Below are 15,677 nucleotides of genomic sequence, written 5' to 3'. Positions count from 1 at the left end.
AATAAATCAAAACGTTGTAACTGAAAATGTTTTCTGCTATTTTTGTGACCTGAAAATAAAGCATTACTTTAGCTGCAAAATCACCAATCAAATGCAAAATAGAAAAATAAAAACTGCGCTAATTTCAGTTTTCAATAAGGAGGGTCTAGAGCCTATTTTAAGATTATTAGACGAGATTGGTTGTAATTTTATTTCAACAGGAGGCACAAGTCAATTTATTAAAAGTCAGGGATATAAAGTAACGTCAGTTGAAAAGCTTACCGACTATCCTTCAATTTTAGGAGGACGTGTTAAAACGTTACACCCAAAAATCTTTGGGGGTATTTTGGGTAGAGTCGATGAAATAGAGGATCAGGAGGAGATGAAGTTTTATGAGATTGAAGCTATCGACCTTGTTATTGTCGATCTGTATCCTTTTGAAGATACCGTAAAAAATGGTGCGTCACACGCAGATATAATCGAGAAAATTGATATTGGTGGTATCTCTTTAATTCGTGCTGCGGCTAAAAACTATAAATCGGTTTTGATTGTTAGTAATAAAAATCAATATCAAAGAGCTCTAGAAGTAATTAAAAAAGGCTACACTACTGAAGAAGAGCGACAACTATTTGCCAAAGAGGCATTTATGACATCTTCACATTACGATACTCAGATATGGAACTATTTTGGTGGCGATTATCAGGAGAGCCTTAAAGTAAGCGTAATGGAGCATAAGACCTTAAGATATGGCGAAAATCCACATCAAAAAGGCTTCTTTTATGGAAAGTTGGCGGAAATGTTTGAAATCTTCGGAGGTAAAGAAATTTCATACAACAACATCCTTGATATTGATGCAGCTGTTAGTTTGATAGATGAGTTTGCTGAAACAGAGAATGTTATAGCAATTTTAAAACACAATAACGCTTGTGGCGTTGCAGTTCGCAATACACTTTTAGAAGCATGGAAAGATGCTTTGGCAGGTGACCCCGTTTCGGCATTTGGGGGCATTATAATTACAAATCAAAAAATTGATTTAGATACCGCAAAAGAGATTGACAAACTCTTTTATGAGGTACTTATAGCACCCGAATATTCTGAGGCGGCACTTGAACTTCTTATCAAGAAATCAAAGCGGATACTGATGAAACGCAAGCCATGCAAATTACCTCAATGGCAATTTAGAACAGCCCTTAACGGTGTGCTTGTTCAAGAGAAAGACAGAGTGATTACTAGTAGAAACAGTTGGAAAGTTGTATCGAACAAACAACCATCGGAAAGTGAAATTTCCGACTTACTGTTTGCCAATAAAATTGTAAAACACACAAAATCAAATACAATTGTTTTAGCTCATAATAAACAACTTATAGGAAGTGGAACAGGGCAGACATCGCGTGTTGATGCCTTAAAACAGGCTATCGATAAGGCAAAATCGTTTGGACTTGATTTACAGGGAGCAGTCATGGCTTCTGATGCCTTTTTCCCTTTTGCCGATTCGGTCGAAATTGCGTGCAAAGAGGGTATAAAAGCAGTGATTCAGCCAGGTGGTAGCATAAAAGACCAAGAATCGGTTGATTATTGCAACAACCACGATATGAGTATGATAATGACAGGAATAAGACATTTTAAGCATTAAATAACATAGAATTACATGGGATTATTTTCATTTTTAACACAAGAAATTGCAATTGATTTGGGTACTGCAAACACCATCATTGTACATAATGATAAAGTTGTTGTCGATCAGCCTTCGATTGTTGCAATAGAGAAGCTAACAGGAAAACTTGTGGCTATTGGCGAAAAAGCAATGCAAATGGAAGGAAAGACACACGAAGATATTCAGACAGTCAGACCATTGCGCGATGGAGTTATAGCCGATTTTCATGCAGCAGAACAGATGATTCGCGGCATGATAAGGATGATTGATAAACGTAAAAAACTCTTTTCGCCAGCATTAAGAATAGTTGTATGTATTCCCTCAGGAAGCACCGAGGTAGAAATGCGCGCAGTTCGCGACAGTGCCGAACATGCTGGAGGACGCGAAGCTTTTATGATTTACGAACCCATGGCTGCCATGCTCGGAATAGGTATTGATGTTGAAGCACCCGAAGGAAATATGGTTGTAGATATAGGTGGAGGAACAACTGAGATTGCGGTTACATCATTAGGTGGTATAGTTTGTAACCGTTCAATTAGAATTGCGGGTGACGACTTTACTGCTGATATTCGTGAGTATATGCGCCATCAACATAATATTAAAATTGGAGAGCGGACTGCAGAAAATATAAAAATTCAAGTTGGTAGTGCGTTGTCTGATTTAGAAGATCCACCATCGGATTATGTGGTTAGGGGTCCGCATCAAATGACAGCTCTCCCTGTTGAGATTCCGGTTTCATATCAGGAAATAGCTCATTGTCTTGATCGTAGTATTTCGAAAATCGAGGCAGCGATTTTATCAACATTGGAACACACTCCACCAGAACTTTACGCAGATATTTTTAATAAAGGTATATTTTTAACTGGAGGAGGAGCATTGCTTCGTGGGCTAGATAGAAGGCTTACTGAGAAAACAAAAATAGAGTTTCATGTAGCTGAGGATCCACTGCATGCGGTAGCACGAGGAACAGGCATAGCACTAAGAAATATTGATAAATTCCAATTTCTTATTCGGTAAAATATAGATAAATTTAAAAACTCATTGTCTGCAAATCAAAACAGTTTAGACACATTGAGCTTTAATCAAACAGGGTAAACTTTAGTAAATAAAGACAACAAAGCGATAGCACAAAATTGGAAGAGTGTTAATTATAGATTTTAACCAAGAATTAAAAAAGTATAGATGAGAAATTTACTTAGAATATTGGTCAAGTTTTATCCTCTACTGCTTTTTTTAACGCTTGAGTTTATTGCTTTTGCTATGTTGTTTAATTATAACACATACCACAGAGCGGCATACTTGAATGCTTCGTCTGCTCTTACCGGAGGCATAAATGAGAGAATTCAAAGATTCAAAGATTTTTTTATCTTAGTAAAAGCCAACGAACAGCTTGCAGATGAGAACGCTAGAATTAAAAACACATTAGTATCTTCATATAAGTCTAATCGAGTATCTTTCAGCGAAATATATGATTCTGTATATGAGCAATATTGGAAGTATATTGATTGCAAGATAGTGTATAACAGTACTGGCAGACAGCATAATATGCTGATGATCGATAAAGGAAGTAGGCACGGAATAGAGCCCGAAATGGGATTAGTTTCAGGGAAAGGAGTTGTTGGGATTATTCAACATGTTTCAAAGAATTACAGCACAGCATCAAGCATTCTGAACACAAACGTTATTATCAGCGCAAAACTTAAATCTTCAGATCATTTTGGCATTCTGAAATGGGACGGAAATGATACCAAATACTGCTATCTATCCGATATCCCAAATCATATAAAAATAAAAAACGGCGACACGATTGTAACATCTGGATATTCATCAATTTTTCCCGAGGGGATTATAATAGGGACAGCTGTTGACGTTGATAAAAGTCTTGATTTAAGTTTTTTTAATATAAAAGTTAAACTAACTGAAGATTTTGGTGCAATTACACATTTGTATGCTGTAAAAAATTTGTTCAAAAACGAAATTGATAGCCTTAAAAATTTGACAGAAAATGATTAGGATTATCCTCAGGCAATTGTTGCAGGCGGTTATTTTGCTTATTATTCAAATTTTCATTTTGAATAATATTGGACTAGGCGGTTATATTAATCCTTACATTTATGTTTTAGCAATATTATACCTTCCTATTCAAACTCCACCTTGGTTAGTTCAGATTTTATCGTTCGTACTGGGATTTGTTTTTGATGCAATAGTTGGCACTCCTGGAATGCACACTTCGGCATGCGTATTTGTAGGCTTTATACGTCCATATGTATTGAAGTATATCTCTCCTCGTGATGGATATGATACTGAAAGTAAGGCAAGTATAAAAGATATGGGACTATCTTGGTTTTTGAGATATGTAGTAATCTTAATTGTTGCACACCATACGTTTTTATTCTTTGTGGAATCATTCAATGCGGTAAATTTCTTTAGAACCATTGGCAGGATAATACTTAGCGGAATATTTACTATAACTTTAACAATATTACTTCAATACCTGAGATTTGGTAAAATCTCAAAGAGATAATTTTTAACTGTTAGTGTGAAAAAAGAGCATTCATATAGTCCTTATATTATTGGAGGAATAGTAATCGCAGTTTTTTTGGTTTATGTAATACAATTGCTGTATATCCAAACCATTCAAAAACAATATCGCGACTATGCCAGTAGTAATGTTCTGCGATTTGTAACGCAATATCCAACCCGTGGTTTAATTTTCGATAGAAAAAATCGACTACTAGTTTACAATGAGCCTGTCTATGATATTATGGTTGTACCTCGCCAGTTACAGCCATTTGATAGTGCCGGATTATGCGAAATGCTTAAAATTACTCCGGAATACCTGGAATCACAGTTAAATACGGCAAAAAAATACAGTCGTTTTAAACCGTCAATTTTTTTAAAACAGGTATCCAGGGTTGATTATGCTAATTTTTCTGAGAAGCTATACAGATTTCCGGGTTTTTATGCACAAACAAGGACGGTGCGGAAATACCCAGAACATAACTCAGCCCATTTGTTAGGATACGTTGGCGAAGTAACTGAACAACAGACTAAACAAGATCCTTTGTATAAAAGCGGGGACTATATCGGTATAAATGGACTGGAAAAATCGTACGAACATATATTGCGCGGTGAAAAAGGAGTAGAGGTTTTTATGGTCGATGTTCATAACCGCATAAAAGGACGATATAATAATGGAAGAAACGACAAACAAGCGGTTCCCGGACTTAACATAAATATCTCAATCGATACCGATTTACAGAATTATGGCGAGAGCTTAATGATAAATAAAAAAGGAGCTATAATAGCTGTAGAACCTAAGACTGGAGAGATACTCTGTATGGTCTCAGCACCAGGATTCGATCCAAACCTTCTTAGCGGAAGAGAAAGAAGCGCAAACTATAAAATATTGGAAGCCGATACACTTAAACCGCTGTTTAACCGAGCGTTACAAGCACAATATCCACCTGGTTCAACCTTTAAGATAATAAATGCTTTGGTTGGACAGCAAATGGGAACATTGAATGTAAACACAGCGTATTATTGTTATTCAGGATACCGCGTGGGAAGATTCTTCTTAGGGTGTCATACACATTATACACCCTTAAAACTTGTAGAATCAATTTCAAATAGCTGTAATGCATATTACTGTAACGTTTTTAGAACTTTGTTGGATAAAGATGGGCAAGCCGGTTTTAGAGAAAATTATATGCGTTGGTATGATATGACTACTTCATTTGGTTTAAATCAGAAACTTGGTCTTGATTTTCCTTTTGAACTTCCTGGATTAATTCCTGATACAAGTTTTTACGACAGACGGGAAGGGCACAAAAAGTGGGTATCGCTGAATATTGTTTCAAACAGTATAGGACAGGGTGAAATCTTAACCACTCCACTTCAAATTGTAAACGTGGCTTGTGTAGTTGCAAACAGAGGATACTATATAATTCCACATTTTATTAAGGAGATTGAGGGTCAAAAGAAAATTGATGAAAAATATCTTACTAAGCGATATGTAAAAATCGACTCTGTTTATTTTAAACCAGTAGTTGAAGGAATGTATTTGGCTGTGAATGGCGGAGCGGGCACAACAGCGCGCATTGCACGGATTGACGGGTTAGATATATGTGGTAAAACTGGTACTGCACAAAATCCACACGGAAAAGACCACTCAATTTTTATTGCGTTTGCTCCTAAAGACGATCCAAAAATTGCAGTTGCAGTATATGTTGAAAATGCAGGTTTTGGAGCTACGTGGTCGGCACCCATTGCAAGCCTTGTTATAGAAAAGTACTTAAGTGATTCAATTAGTAGGTCGAGACTATGGCTCGAAAACCGAATTTTAGAAGGAGATTTGATAAATGTTCAGAAGACAAATAACTAATATTTGGAACTCTCTCGATTGGTTTACGGTCGCCCTGTATGGCATATTAGTAATTATGGGGTGGTTCAACATTTATGCAGCCGTCTATAACGAAGAGTTTGGTAGCATTTTCGATATATCGCAAAAGTATGGACGACAACTATTGTGGATTTTGGCAGCAATTGTATTAATTGTTGTCATTTTGCTGATTGATAATAAGATATATGTTTATTTCTCATATCCCATTTATGCGGCAGTAATGCTGTTACTTATATCAGTTCTTCTTTTTGGAGTTGAGATTAGTGGCTCACGTTCGTGGTTTGCGATAGGAGAGATTAAGATACAGCCAGCAGAATTTTCAAAGTTTGCTACAATCTTGGCTATAGCAAATTTTTTAAGCGAACCTGGAAGACGACTAATGAAATTGCCAAATTTTTTAATCGTTTTAACAATAATTGCTGTACCTACGATTTTGATATTACTTCAAAATGACACAGGTTCGGCATTAGTTTTTACTTCGCTAGTATTTATGCTTTATCGTGAAGGTCTTCCCGGATGGATTTTATTGATCGCCTTTTTCGCTATCGTTTTGTTTATTATAGCGCTCACAAAGCCGTTTTATTGGGTTGTAAGTTTAGTTCTAATTGCATGTTGGATATATGCTTATTTAAAATACAGTATAAAACGAGATCTGGTTTATTTGGGGATTTTTATGCTAATGGTAATAGGTGCAGCAATTGCAATCACGTTTATTTTCGACATAAACATTGAAATACACTGGATTATGATAGGATTTCATCTCCTGTTAGCTCTATATTTAGTGTATTACTCGTATATAAAAAATTCAACATACTTGCTCTCTGTTTGGGTCGTATCAATAATGCTAATAGGGTTCTCATACTCAGTTGACTACATTTATGACAACGTGCTACAACCGCACCAACGCGACAGAATAGATCACGTTTTAGGTATCAACTTTGACCCTTTGGGAGCGGGTTATAACGTAAATCAATCGAAAATCGCTATAGGCTCGGGTGGTTTCTGGGGGAAAGGCTTTTTACAAGGAACACAGACAAAATACGACTTTGTACCAGAGCAGAGCACAGATTTTATTTTTTGCACAATAGGCGAGGAGTGGGGTTTTGTGGGTTCATCTATAGTTATTATTTTATTTGTTACTCTACTGTTGCGAATTATATACCTGGCTGAAAGACAGAGGAGTAAGTTCAGGCGGATATATGGATATGGGGTCTTTAGCGTTCTCTTTTTCCATGTTGCAGTAAATATAGGTATGACAATAGGAATTGCACCCGTTATAGGTATTCCGTTGCCATTTTTCAGTTACGGAGGTTCCTCCTTGTGGGTATTTACCATATTACTGTTTATTTTCTTGAAGCTTGATGCTAGTAGAGCAGAACAAATGGCATAATCAATTAGTAATTAGCAATAAACAATGTGCAATGAAATAATTGTTCATTGTTCATTGCACATTGTTCATTGGTTTAACGTACAGTTGTGCCATTTTAACTTCAACAACACGTATCTTAGTGCCAGCTTCAATAAAGCCATCTTTTGCCATAGCATCATAAAATTTCCCTTCTATCTCTATAGTTCCCGATGGTCGTAGATCAGTGTTAGCAACACCGGTTTTTCCCTGTATCTCTATAATAGAATTGTCAATTCCGATGTATCCTTCATCTGTATTCTGAACCGTATTGAGTGCGAGTTGTGAAAAACGTGACGATTTGAAAAGTTTGCCCCCAAGCCAAATACTCACAAAAAGTGATATTGCAGATGTTGTTGTAACTATAAAAAACGCTTTGCCTAAAACGCTCCACAATATCGGCATATACTCAAATTCAAGTCTGTCAACCATTGCCATTGCAAGCCCGACAATCATTAAAATTATTCCTGAAATTCCCAGAACACCAAATCCGGGGATAGCAAATATCTCTATAATTAGCAGTATTAACCCAACAGCAAAAATTATTATCTCCCAGTATGCAGCAATGCCCTCAACGTAAAGCGGAAGGAAATAGAGTATTGTTGCCATTATAGATACAAAAAGAGGGAATCCAATCCCGGGCGTTTGCAATTCAAAGTATATCCCGCCAATTATTAACATTATCAATAATCCTTGAACTACTGGATTGATAAAGAAATGAATAATGTGATCTATAGGCCTTAGTTCCTGTTTTTTTATAACGTATGGTTGTGTTGCTTGTTTGTCTAAAATTTCATTGATACTGTTAGCTTCGCCCTCACAATATTTGTGTTTAATAGCCTCTTTTGTTGTAAATGCAAGAACTTTACCCTTGGGCGAAATGCCTTCAATTTCTATGTCCGGATCGACCATAGCTTCGGCTATATGCGGGTCGCGCTTCCAAACAATGGTTGTGTCCTTTTTTACGATAATAGTGTCAGCCCCGTGCGATTCGGCTGTCGCTCGCATTAACGAGCGCATAAAACTTTGGTATTTATCGGGCAGTGGTTCACCAGTTTGATTTACAACCGTAGCCGAGCCAATGTTTCCACCGGGTTTCATAAATATCTTATCAGCCGCAATGGAAATCAGTGCCCCTGCAGATGCTGCGTTGTTGTCAATAAACACCCAAACAGGTATATCACTGTTCAGAATGGCAGTACGAATACTGTCGGCTGCATTTAAAAGTCCGCCGTAGGTATTCATGTGTATTAGAATCAGACCTGCATCCGAGTCGGCAGCCTCTTTCATTGCCTTTTTGGTTTTTCGCCACGAGCCGGCACCGATATCCTCTAAAAGCTCGAATTGATAAACACGTAGAGTATCGGTTGCAATATCGTTTCCTATACCAATTACTGTTGTTAAAACTAATAAAGTGGTTATTATCAGTGACTTCATTTGTTTATATCTGCTTATATGTTTAAATCTTTTGCCAAAGTTATATATTTTTCGATTGCCTTGTGCCTTTCGTCTGTAAGTTCATATTTTATACAATCGGTCAGATATTTTTTTATGCTTTGAAAATCGGGATTGTTTGTTTTGTTGTAAGTTTTTATGGCATCATCGAGATTATTTATGCCCCATTCTATTGCCTTTTCCAAGATTTGAATTGTATCTTCCGAAACGTTTTTGTTCGCCACCCATACCGCAAAAGCAAAAGGATGTCCAGTAAACTTGTTCCATTCGGTGGCTAAATCGGTTGAATATTGATACCTGTTTTTCAACCCAAAACATCTGTCACCGATTATTAGAACTGCGCTATCATTTGGTATTTGCTCGATATTGGTATCGGATGTTAAAAGCTTAAAGTTAACGTTTAATTTCCAAAAGTGTTTGACTAAAATCCTTGCTAGAAGTACAGAGGTTGCTGATTGATAATCGAGTATGATATTTTTTACCTTAGATAGTTCAATATTACTGAACAACATTACCGTTTGGACGTGACTGTCGGCACCGATACAAAATTTAGTAACAATTCTATAATCTTGTGTTGACAGTAAACCGCCAACAGGAAGCAATCCCATTGAAGCCTTGCCTGATATAATCTTTTTGGCACAGTTTGCAGGAAAATCGAGCACAGGATTTAATCTGTTTTTCGCATCGGGAAAATTTTCAATGCCGTAAAGCATGGGCCAAGTATTTGCATACGAAACAACAGAAATATCAATACGTTTATTTTGCATAAAAATAATAAATTAATGCTACAAAGATAGCTAAAGCAATTAACAATTATTAATTAACAATGTGCAATTGAGGTAAAAGGTGGAAGGAGAAAGTTAAAAGTACTTTTTACTTTTAACTCGATAAATAATTATCTTTGTGAAAAAAACGAAAATATGGATAACAGTTCTTTGATGTCAATTTCGCCAATAGATGGTCGATATCATTCTCAAACACAAGATTTATCACAATTTTTGTCCGAATATGCAATAATTAAATATCGTATATGGGTTGAAATTGAATACTTTATCGCTTTATGCGAACTTCCTTTGCCTCAGTTAAAAGGTTTTGATAAAAATCATTACGAAAAGTTAAGGCTTCTATATCAAGATTTTACCATAAAGGATGCACAAGAGGTTAAAGATATCGAAAAGGTTACAAACCATGATGTTAAGGCTGTTGAGTACTACATAAAAGATAGGCTCAAATATCTAAACTTAGATAAATATTTGGAGTTCATTCATTTCGGTTTAACATCGCAAGATATAAACAATACAGCTTTCCCTGCCGCATTTCGCGATGCTGTGAACGAAGTTTACTATCCACTTCTGAATAGCGTAATAACAGACCTTGAGCTAAAAGTTGCCGAATGGGAAGAGGTGCCAATGCTCGCGCGTACCCACGGACAACCCGCATCTCCAACACGTTTGGGTAAAGAGATTGCCGTATTCGTAGAACGCTTAGTAAAACAACGTGAACTATTGAAAATTACTCCAGCAAGTGGTAAATTCGGTGGAGCAACGGGAAATTTTAATGCTCATTTTGCTGCATATCCTGATATTGATTGGGTTGCGTTTGCTAACAATTTTGTTCACGATGTTTTAAAACTTGAACGTTTGCAAACAACCACACAAATATCGCATTATGATGATATGGCAACTGTTTTCGATAACTTAAGCCGTATAAACGTCATATTAATTGATTTTTGTCGCGATATGTGGACGTATATTTCAATGGATTATTTCAAACAACGAATAAAAAAGGGCGAAGTTGGCTCATCGGCTATGCCACACAAGGTTAATCCAATTGATTTTGAAAATGCCGAAGGAAATTTGGGTTGTGCTAATGCGTTTTATAATCATTTATCGGAAAAACTGCCTATCAGTCGTCTTCAGCGAGATTTAACCGATTCGACCGTTTTGAGAAATATAGGGGTACCATTAGGACATTCGGTAATTGCTCTTAAAAGCATACAAAGGGGATTGGGTAAAGTTATTTTGAATTTCGAAAAACTTAATTCTGATTTAGAGAACAACTGGAGCGTTGTTGCAGAGGGAATACAAACTATTTTGAGACGTGAGAACTATCCTAATCCATACGAAACACTGAAAGAGTTAACGAGAACAAACGAGCAAATTACGCGTGAATCAATGCGCGAATTTATTGAAACCTTAGAAGTTTCCGACAAAGTAAAAGAGGAGTTGTTAAAACTCACCCCTCAAACTTACACAGGAATTAAACTTACATAATAAAAACTTATAATGAAGAAAATCAAGTCTTTACTGAGATATGTGTTTCCAAAATATACTAAATACATAGTTTGGCACAGCATATTTATAATTTTCTCCATAATATTTAGTCTTTTTTCGTTTACAATGGCAATTCCTTTTTTGGGGATACTGTTTGATAATCAGCCATTGGTGACAGAGCCTGTCGCATGGGGGGTTTCAATGGAGTCGATATCGCACAATTTTAACTATTTTTTGAGTACCATTATTCAAAACGAGGGCAAAATACAAGCACTTTGGATTATCTCTGTGTTTGTTGTTATCGCGGTTTTATTTAAAACAGGATTTTTCTATTTAGCACGTTTCGTTATGATTCGTGTTAGAACAGGCATTATTGTTGATTTGCGAAACGCCGTATATCGCAAGCTATTAAAGCTACACATGGGATTTTTTACCAATGAACGTAAAGGCGATATTATTTCAAGAATGACAAACGATGTTAACGAAGTGGAGTTTTCTATAGTTCAGTCGATTGAAATTCTTTTTAAAGAGCCCATGACAATTATTATTTATGTGGCGGCTTTGATATATCTGAGTCCTGAACTATCGGTATTTATGCTCATATTGTTGCCACTTACAGGATTGATAATTGGGCGTGTTGGTAAAAGTTTGCGTAAAAAATCGGTAGTAGCGCAAGATAAATTAGGAGGGTTGATATCTATAATTGAAGAGACTCTCAGTGGCATGCGTGTTATTAAAGTTTTTAATGCACAAAACCGTATGAACGATAAGTTTATTAGCAATAACGAAAGCTATAACCGTGTTATAACACGCATTTGGCGCAGACGTGATTTAGCATCGCCATTAAGTGAGTTTTTGGGAACCTTGGTAGTTGTAATTATTATGTGGTATGGAGGAAGAATGGTTTTAAGCGGAACATCAGAGCTTACATCACAAGATTTTATAGGATATTTGATCGTATTTTCTCAAATTATAAATCCTGCAAAAACATTCTCAAATGCTTATTATAATATACAAAAAGGACTAGCATCAGCCGAGCGTATTGATTTTATTATTCAAGCTGAACAGAAAATCAAAAATCCAGACGATCCTAAAACGTTTTCAGATTTTAACGAGAAAATTGAATACAGAAATGTTTCGTTCAAGTATGTCGATGATTTTGTTTTAAAAAATGTCAATCTAACTATTCCCAAGGGACAAACAGTAGCTCTTGTTGGGCAAAGCGGTAGCGGAAAATCAACAATGGTTGATCTGTTGCCACGTTTACACGATGTTAACGAGGGTCAAATACTAATTGATGGCTTGGATGTTCGTTCAATTTTAACACACGATTTGCGTGAGAAAATGGGAATTGTAAATCAAGAGCCTATTTTGTTTAACGACACCATATTTAACAATATAGCCTTTGGCATTGAGGGCGCAACCCAAGAGCAAGTTGTTGAAGCGGCAAAAATTGCCAACGCCCACGAATTTATTGAAGCAACACCCGATGGTTACGATACCGTCATCGGTGACCGAGGAAGCAAGCTTAGTGGAGGTCAGCGGCAACGTATAAGCATTGCAAGAGCGATTTTGGCAAATCCTCCAATATTGATTTTAGACGAAGCTACATCAGCACTTGATACGGAATCAGAAAGGCTTGTGCAAGAGGCTATTACTCGCGTAATGAAAAACAGAACTTCAATAATAATTGCCCACAGGTTGTCAACAATCGTCCACGCAGACGTGATTTGCGTTATGCAAGAGGGAGAAATAGTTGAACAAGGCTCTCATGAGCAGTTACTTGCACTTAACGGTGTTTACAAAAAGCTATACGATTTACAAACCTTTGCAGAATAAATATAAAATTGCGAAAATGAAAGTTACAGGCTTTACCTTTATCAGAAACGCTGTAAAATATGATTACCCTGTTGTTGAGGCTATCAAATCTATACTTCCAATATGTGATGATTTTGTTGTAGCGGTCGGAAAATCCGAAGATTCTACACTTGATTTGATTCGGAACATCGACGCATCTAAAATAAAAATCATTGAAACCGTTTGGGATGACTCATTGCGCGAAGGTGGAAAAGTTTTGGCAGATGAGACAAATAAGGCTTTTGCAGCAATTGAAACCGATACAGATTGGGCTTTTTACATTCAGGGTGACGAGGTTGTACATGAAAAATATTTAGATACCATTAAATCAGCAATGTTCAAATACAAAGATAATCCGGAAGTTGACGGACTACTCTTTAAGTACAAACATTTTTACGGCTCGTATGATTATGTTGGAAGCTCATTGAAATGGTATAGAAACGAAATCAGAGTAATAAAAAACAACAAAAACATATACTCATACCGCGACGCGCAAGGTTTTCGTAAGGATAATAACCAAAAATTAATCGTAGTACCCATTGATGCTTATATGTTTCATTATGGGTGGGTTAAAGATCCTCGTGCGATGCAGAAAAAACAGGAGAACTTTCACAAAATGTGGCACGATGACCAATGGATCGAGCAAAACGTTGTAAAAGCACCCGAATATGATTATTTGTCAAATATCGACCAACTTGCTCTATTTGAAGAAACGCATCCGAAAGTTATGTTAGATAGAATAAATGCGAAAAATTGGAAATTTGAATACGATATTTCGTTTGAGCGAAAAACATTTAAACAACGTATAAAAGAGGTACTCAACAATGTTTTTGGCATTTCTACGGAGTACAAGAACTATTTGATATATAAAGGAAAAAGCAATTAACAATTAATAGTTTACAGAAATGAAAGCAAAAACTTTTTTAACAGTTATTCTTGTTGCATTTGCAATAGAATACGTATCGGCGCAAGATAGCAGAATAGTAAAGAAAAATATTAATGTAGATAACTTTACATCTATCAACGCTTCGGGTGCTTGGGATGTAATTATCAAACAGGCTAATTTGCAAAGCGTTTCAATTGAAGTAAGTGAGGAGTTTGTCGAATATGTTGTTATTGAAGTGAAAGAAGGTGTGTTAAACATCTCTAGTAAGCCAGTCGAACGGTCTGAAAATCAATTAATAATATACGGTTTTTGGGATATTTTGAGAATGTTTTATCAGGGTTTTGAGAATAGTTGGAATAACGATTCTCGAATAATCCGAAAAGCTTACATTACTATTACTGAATTAGCGGGATTGAATGCATCGGGTAGCGTAGATGTTATTTTTGAAACACCTCTTGAAACTAAGAATTTTAAGGTAAAAATGAGTGGAAGCTCCGATTTGGAGAATCTATTGCTTAAATGTAGCTCATTCGATGGTCGATTTTCAGGCAGCTGTAATTCCAAGATTCGATTCTTGTCTGCAACAGAAATATTTGTAAACGCAAGTGGTTCGAGCGATGTTGTTTTACATGATATTGATGCTGAGCAGTGCCAAATTACCCTTACCGGTTCAAGTGATGCATATTTATCGGGGAAATCTAAATGTTTGAAACTAAGCTCAAGTGGTTCAAGCGACGTAATAGCGAAAGGGTTGGTATCGCAGATTTGCGAAGCCAGTTTTTCGGGTTCTTCCGATGGCAATGTATATGTAACCGATAATCTTAACATTTCCGTTTCAGGTGCAAGCGACATAGTATGTTATGGTAATCCGCAAAATGTAAAGAAAAGCGTTAGTAAAGCAGGAAGTTTAACAATTAACGATTAGCAATTATTTGAAAAATAAAAATATACACATTGGTTTTTTCATAAATAAGGTAAGAAAGGCTATTTTAAGTGCGAGATGCATGTTAAGTGTCTTGTTAGCAATGTTTTATATACAATCTTGTCAACTTATTTATCCAGCTGAAGGCGATATTGTTATCAATGAAATATCTATTGGTGAAGTTAAGTCGTTAACAATTAACGATGTGTTTGATGTTTATGTAACACCCGATTCTACTAATCAACTTATAATAGAGTGTGGTGAAAATCAAGCCAAAACAATAAAAACTTTATATGATAGTGTTAATCTCAAGCTAACATTAGACAATACTGCTAAAGTAATAGCAACACAAGGATACAGAACTATAAAAGTTTATTTGCACACAAACTTGCTTACCGAAATTGAGATTACAGAAGCAGCGCGGGTCTATTTCACTGATACAATGCGTGTTCAGAGTTTTTTGTTTTCGCAAAAAGGCGATATGGGAGACTGCAATTTAAAACTAATCGCCGAAAACATTGAGATTAAAATAAATGATTGTAGTGGGAAGTATATGCTTAGTGGTAACACTAACTATCTATACATTTACAATCGCGGATTAGCAACTATTGATGCAACTGAACTTTTCGCCACAAAGGTTCAATGTAACCAATTGTCGAATGGACACTGCTACACAAGTGCACAAAAAGAGTTGAATTGGAAAATTTATAGAAACGGTAATATTTATCAAAATGGGGGAATAGAGCATATCAAAGGAGAAAGCTACGGAAAGGGCAAACTATATATAAATCAGTAAGCTTAGCATGAAAAATACTTCTGATATACAATTTTTTACGATGTAAAT

13 protein-coding genes are annotated in these 15,677 nt (G+C 36.1%); 11 read left to right on the top strand and 2 right to left on the bottom strand.

Annotation, left to right across the window (positions count from 1 at the left end):
* Positions 1-91: 91 nt before the first annotated feature.
* From purH to rodA, 6 genes are all read left to right on the top strand, one after another.
* Positions 92-1,612, top strand: coding sequence for a bifunctional phosphoribosylaminoimidazolecarboxamide formyltransferase/IMP cyclohydrolase (purH, locus tag GX311_09870; protein ID NLK16690.1), 1,521 nt, complete (start codon positions 92-94; stop codon positions 1,610-1,612).
* Between the two features lie 15 nt (positions 1,613-1,627).
* Positions 1,628-2,650, top strand: a complete 1,023-nt coding sequence (locus GX311_09865; protein NLK16689.1) for a rod shape-determining protein — start codon at positions 1,628-1,630, stop codon at positions 2,648-2,650.
* 165 nt (positions 2,651-2,815) lie between these two features.
* Positions 2,816-3,646 carry a rod shape-determining protein MreC gene (gene mreC, locus GX311_09860; GenBank protein NLK16688.1) on the top strand — a complete coding sequence of 277 codons (831 nt, stop codon included), beginning with the start codon at positions 2,816-2,818 and terminating at the stop codon, positions 3,644-3,646.
* Positions 3,639-4,157: a rod shape-determining protein MreD gene (mreD, locus tag GX311_09855; protein ID NLK16687.1), complete on the top strand. Its 519-nt coding sequence runs from the start codon at positions 3,639-3,641 to the stop codon at positions 4,155-4,157. Before mreC ends, mreD begins: the two co-directional genes overlap by 8 nt.
* Positions 4,158-4,202: 45 nt before the next feature.
* Complete coding sequence (gene mrdA, locus GX311_09850) at positions 4,203-6,017, top strand: penicillin-binding protein 2 (protein ID NLK16686.1); 1,815 nt, start codon at positions 4,203-4,205, stop codon at positions 6,015-6,017.
* A complete protein-coding gene (gene rodA / locus GX311_09845) occupies positions 5,995-7,425 on the top strand; it encodes a rod shape-determining protein RodA (GenBank protein NLK16685.1) in 1,431 nt (476 codons plus the stop codon). The genes mrdA and rodA overlap by 23 nt, the downstream gene beginning before the upstream one ends.
* A gap of 51 nt (positions 7,426-7,476) precedes the next feature.
* Here rodA and GX311_09840 read toward each other — a convergent pair whose 3' ends face one another.
* Both GX311_09840 and GX311_09835 read right to left on the bottom strand, forming a co-directional pair.
* Positions 7,477-8,877 carry a nodulation protein NfeD gene (locus GX311_09840; GenBank protein ID NLK16684.1) on the bottom strand — a complete coding sequence of 467 codons (1,401 nt, stop codon included), beginning with the start codon at positions 8,875-8,877 and terminating at the stop codon, positions 7,477-7,479.
* 14 nt (positions 8,878-8,891) lie between these two features.
* A complete protein-coding gene (locus GX311_09835) occupies positions 8,892-9,662 on the bottom strand; it encodes a menaquinone biosynthesis protein (protein NLK16683.1) in 771 nt (256 codons plus the stop codon).
* A gap of 153 nt (positions 9,663-9,815) precedes the next feature.
* Between GX311_09835 and purB the strand changes: the two genes are divergently transcribed.
* The 5 genes from purB to GX311_09810 all read left to right on the top strand — a co-directional run bounded on the left by purB (position 9,816) and on the right by GX311_09810 (position 15,629).
* On the top strand, positions 9,816-11,168 hold the full coding sequence (gene purB, locus GX311_09830) for an adenylosuccinate lyase (protein ID NLK16682.1): 1,353 nt from the start codon (positions 9,816-9,818) through the stop codon (positions 11,166-11,168).
* Positions 11,169-11,180: 12 nt separating this feature from the next.
* Positions 11,181-13,007 (top strand): ABC transporter ATP-binding protein, encoded by a 1,827-nt coding sequence (locus GX311_09825; GenBank protein ID NLK16681.1) that lies wholly within the window; start codon positions 11,181-11,183, stop codon positions 13,005-13,007.
* Between the two features lie 16 nt (positions 13,008-13,023).
* Complete coding sequence (locus GX311_09820) at positions 13,024-13,911, top strand: glycosyltransferase family 2 protein (GenBank protein NLK16680.1); 888 nt, start codon at positions 13,024-13,026, stop codon at positions 13,909-13,911.
* A gap of 19 nt (positions 13,912-13,930) precedes the next feature.
* Positions 13,931-14,836, top strand: coding sequence for a DUF2807 domain-containing protein (locus GX311_09815; GenBank protein NLK16679.1), 906 nt, complete (start codon positions 13,931-13,933; stop codon positions 14,834-14,836).
* A 100-nt stretch (positions 14,837-14,936) separates the two neighbouring features.
* Entirely contained in the window at positions 14,937-15,629 is a 693-nt protein-coding gene (locus GX311_09810) for a hypothetical protein (GenBank protein ID NLK16678.1), read from the top strand.
* The last annotated feature ends 48 nt before the right edge of the window (positions 15,630-15,677 follow it).

It is taken from the genome of Bacteroidales bacterium, from assembly GCA_012519055.1.
Classification (GTDB): domain Bacteria; phylum Bacteroidota; class Bacteroidia; order Bacteroidales; family Salinivirgaceae; genus JAAYQU01.
This window is presented reverse-complemented; position numbering and strand designations above follow the sequence as displayed.

What these genes read in the sequence shown, in the direction of transcription:
- GX311_09815 (NLK16679.1), top strand. Translation starts at nt 13,931, where the DNA reads ATGAAAGCAAAAACTTTTTTAACAGTTATTCTTGTTGCATTTGCAATA.
- GX311_09820 (NLK16680.1), top strand. Translation starts at nt 13,024, where the DNA reads ATGAAAGTTACAGGCTTTACCTTTATCAGAAACGCTGTAAAATATGAT.
- GX311_09840 (NLK16684.1), bottom strand. Translation starts at nt 8,877, where the DNA reads ATGAAGTCACTGATAATAACCACTTTATTAGTTTTAACAACAGTAATT.
- mreC (NLK16688.1), top strand. Translation starts at nt 2,816, where the DNA reads ATGAGAAATTTACTTAGAATATTGGTCAAGTTTTATCCTCTACTGCTT.
- GX311_09865 (NLK16689.1), top strand. Translation starts at nt 1,628, where the DNA reads ATGGGATTATTTTCATTTTTAACACAAGAAATTGCAATTGATTTGGGT.
- mreD (NLK16687.1), top strand. Translation starts at nt 3,639, where the DNA reads ATGATTAGGATTATCCTCAGGCAATTGTTGCAGGCGGTTATTTTGCTT.
- GX311_09835 (NLK16683.1), bottom strand. Translation starts at nt 9,662, where the DNA reads ATGCAAAATAAACGTATTGATATTTCTGTTGTTTCGTATGCAAATACT.
- rodA (NLK16685.1), top strand. Translation starts at nt 5,995, where the DNA reads ATGTTCAGAAGACAAATAACTAATATTTGGAACTCTCTCGATTGGTTT.
- purB (NLK16682.1), top strand. Translation starts at nt 9,816, where the DNA reads ATGGATAACAGTTCTTTGATGTCAATTTCGCCAATAGATGGTCGATAT.
- GX311_09825 (NLK16681.1), top strand. Translation starts at nt 11,181, where the DNA reads ATGAAGAAAATCAAGTCTTTACTGAGATATGTGTTTCCAAAATATACT.
- GX311_09810 (NLK16678.1), top strand. Translation starts at nt 14,937, where the DNA reads ATGTTTTATATACAATCTTGTCAACTTATTTATCCAGCTGAAGGCGAT.
- purH (NLK16690.1), top strand. Translation starts at nt 92, where the DNA reads ATGCAAAATAGAAAAATAAAAACTGCGCTAATTTCAGTTTTCAATAAG.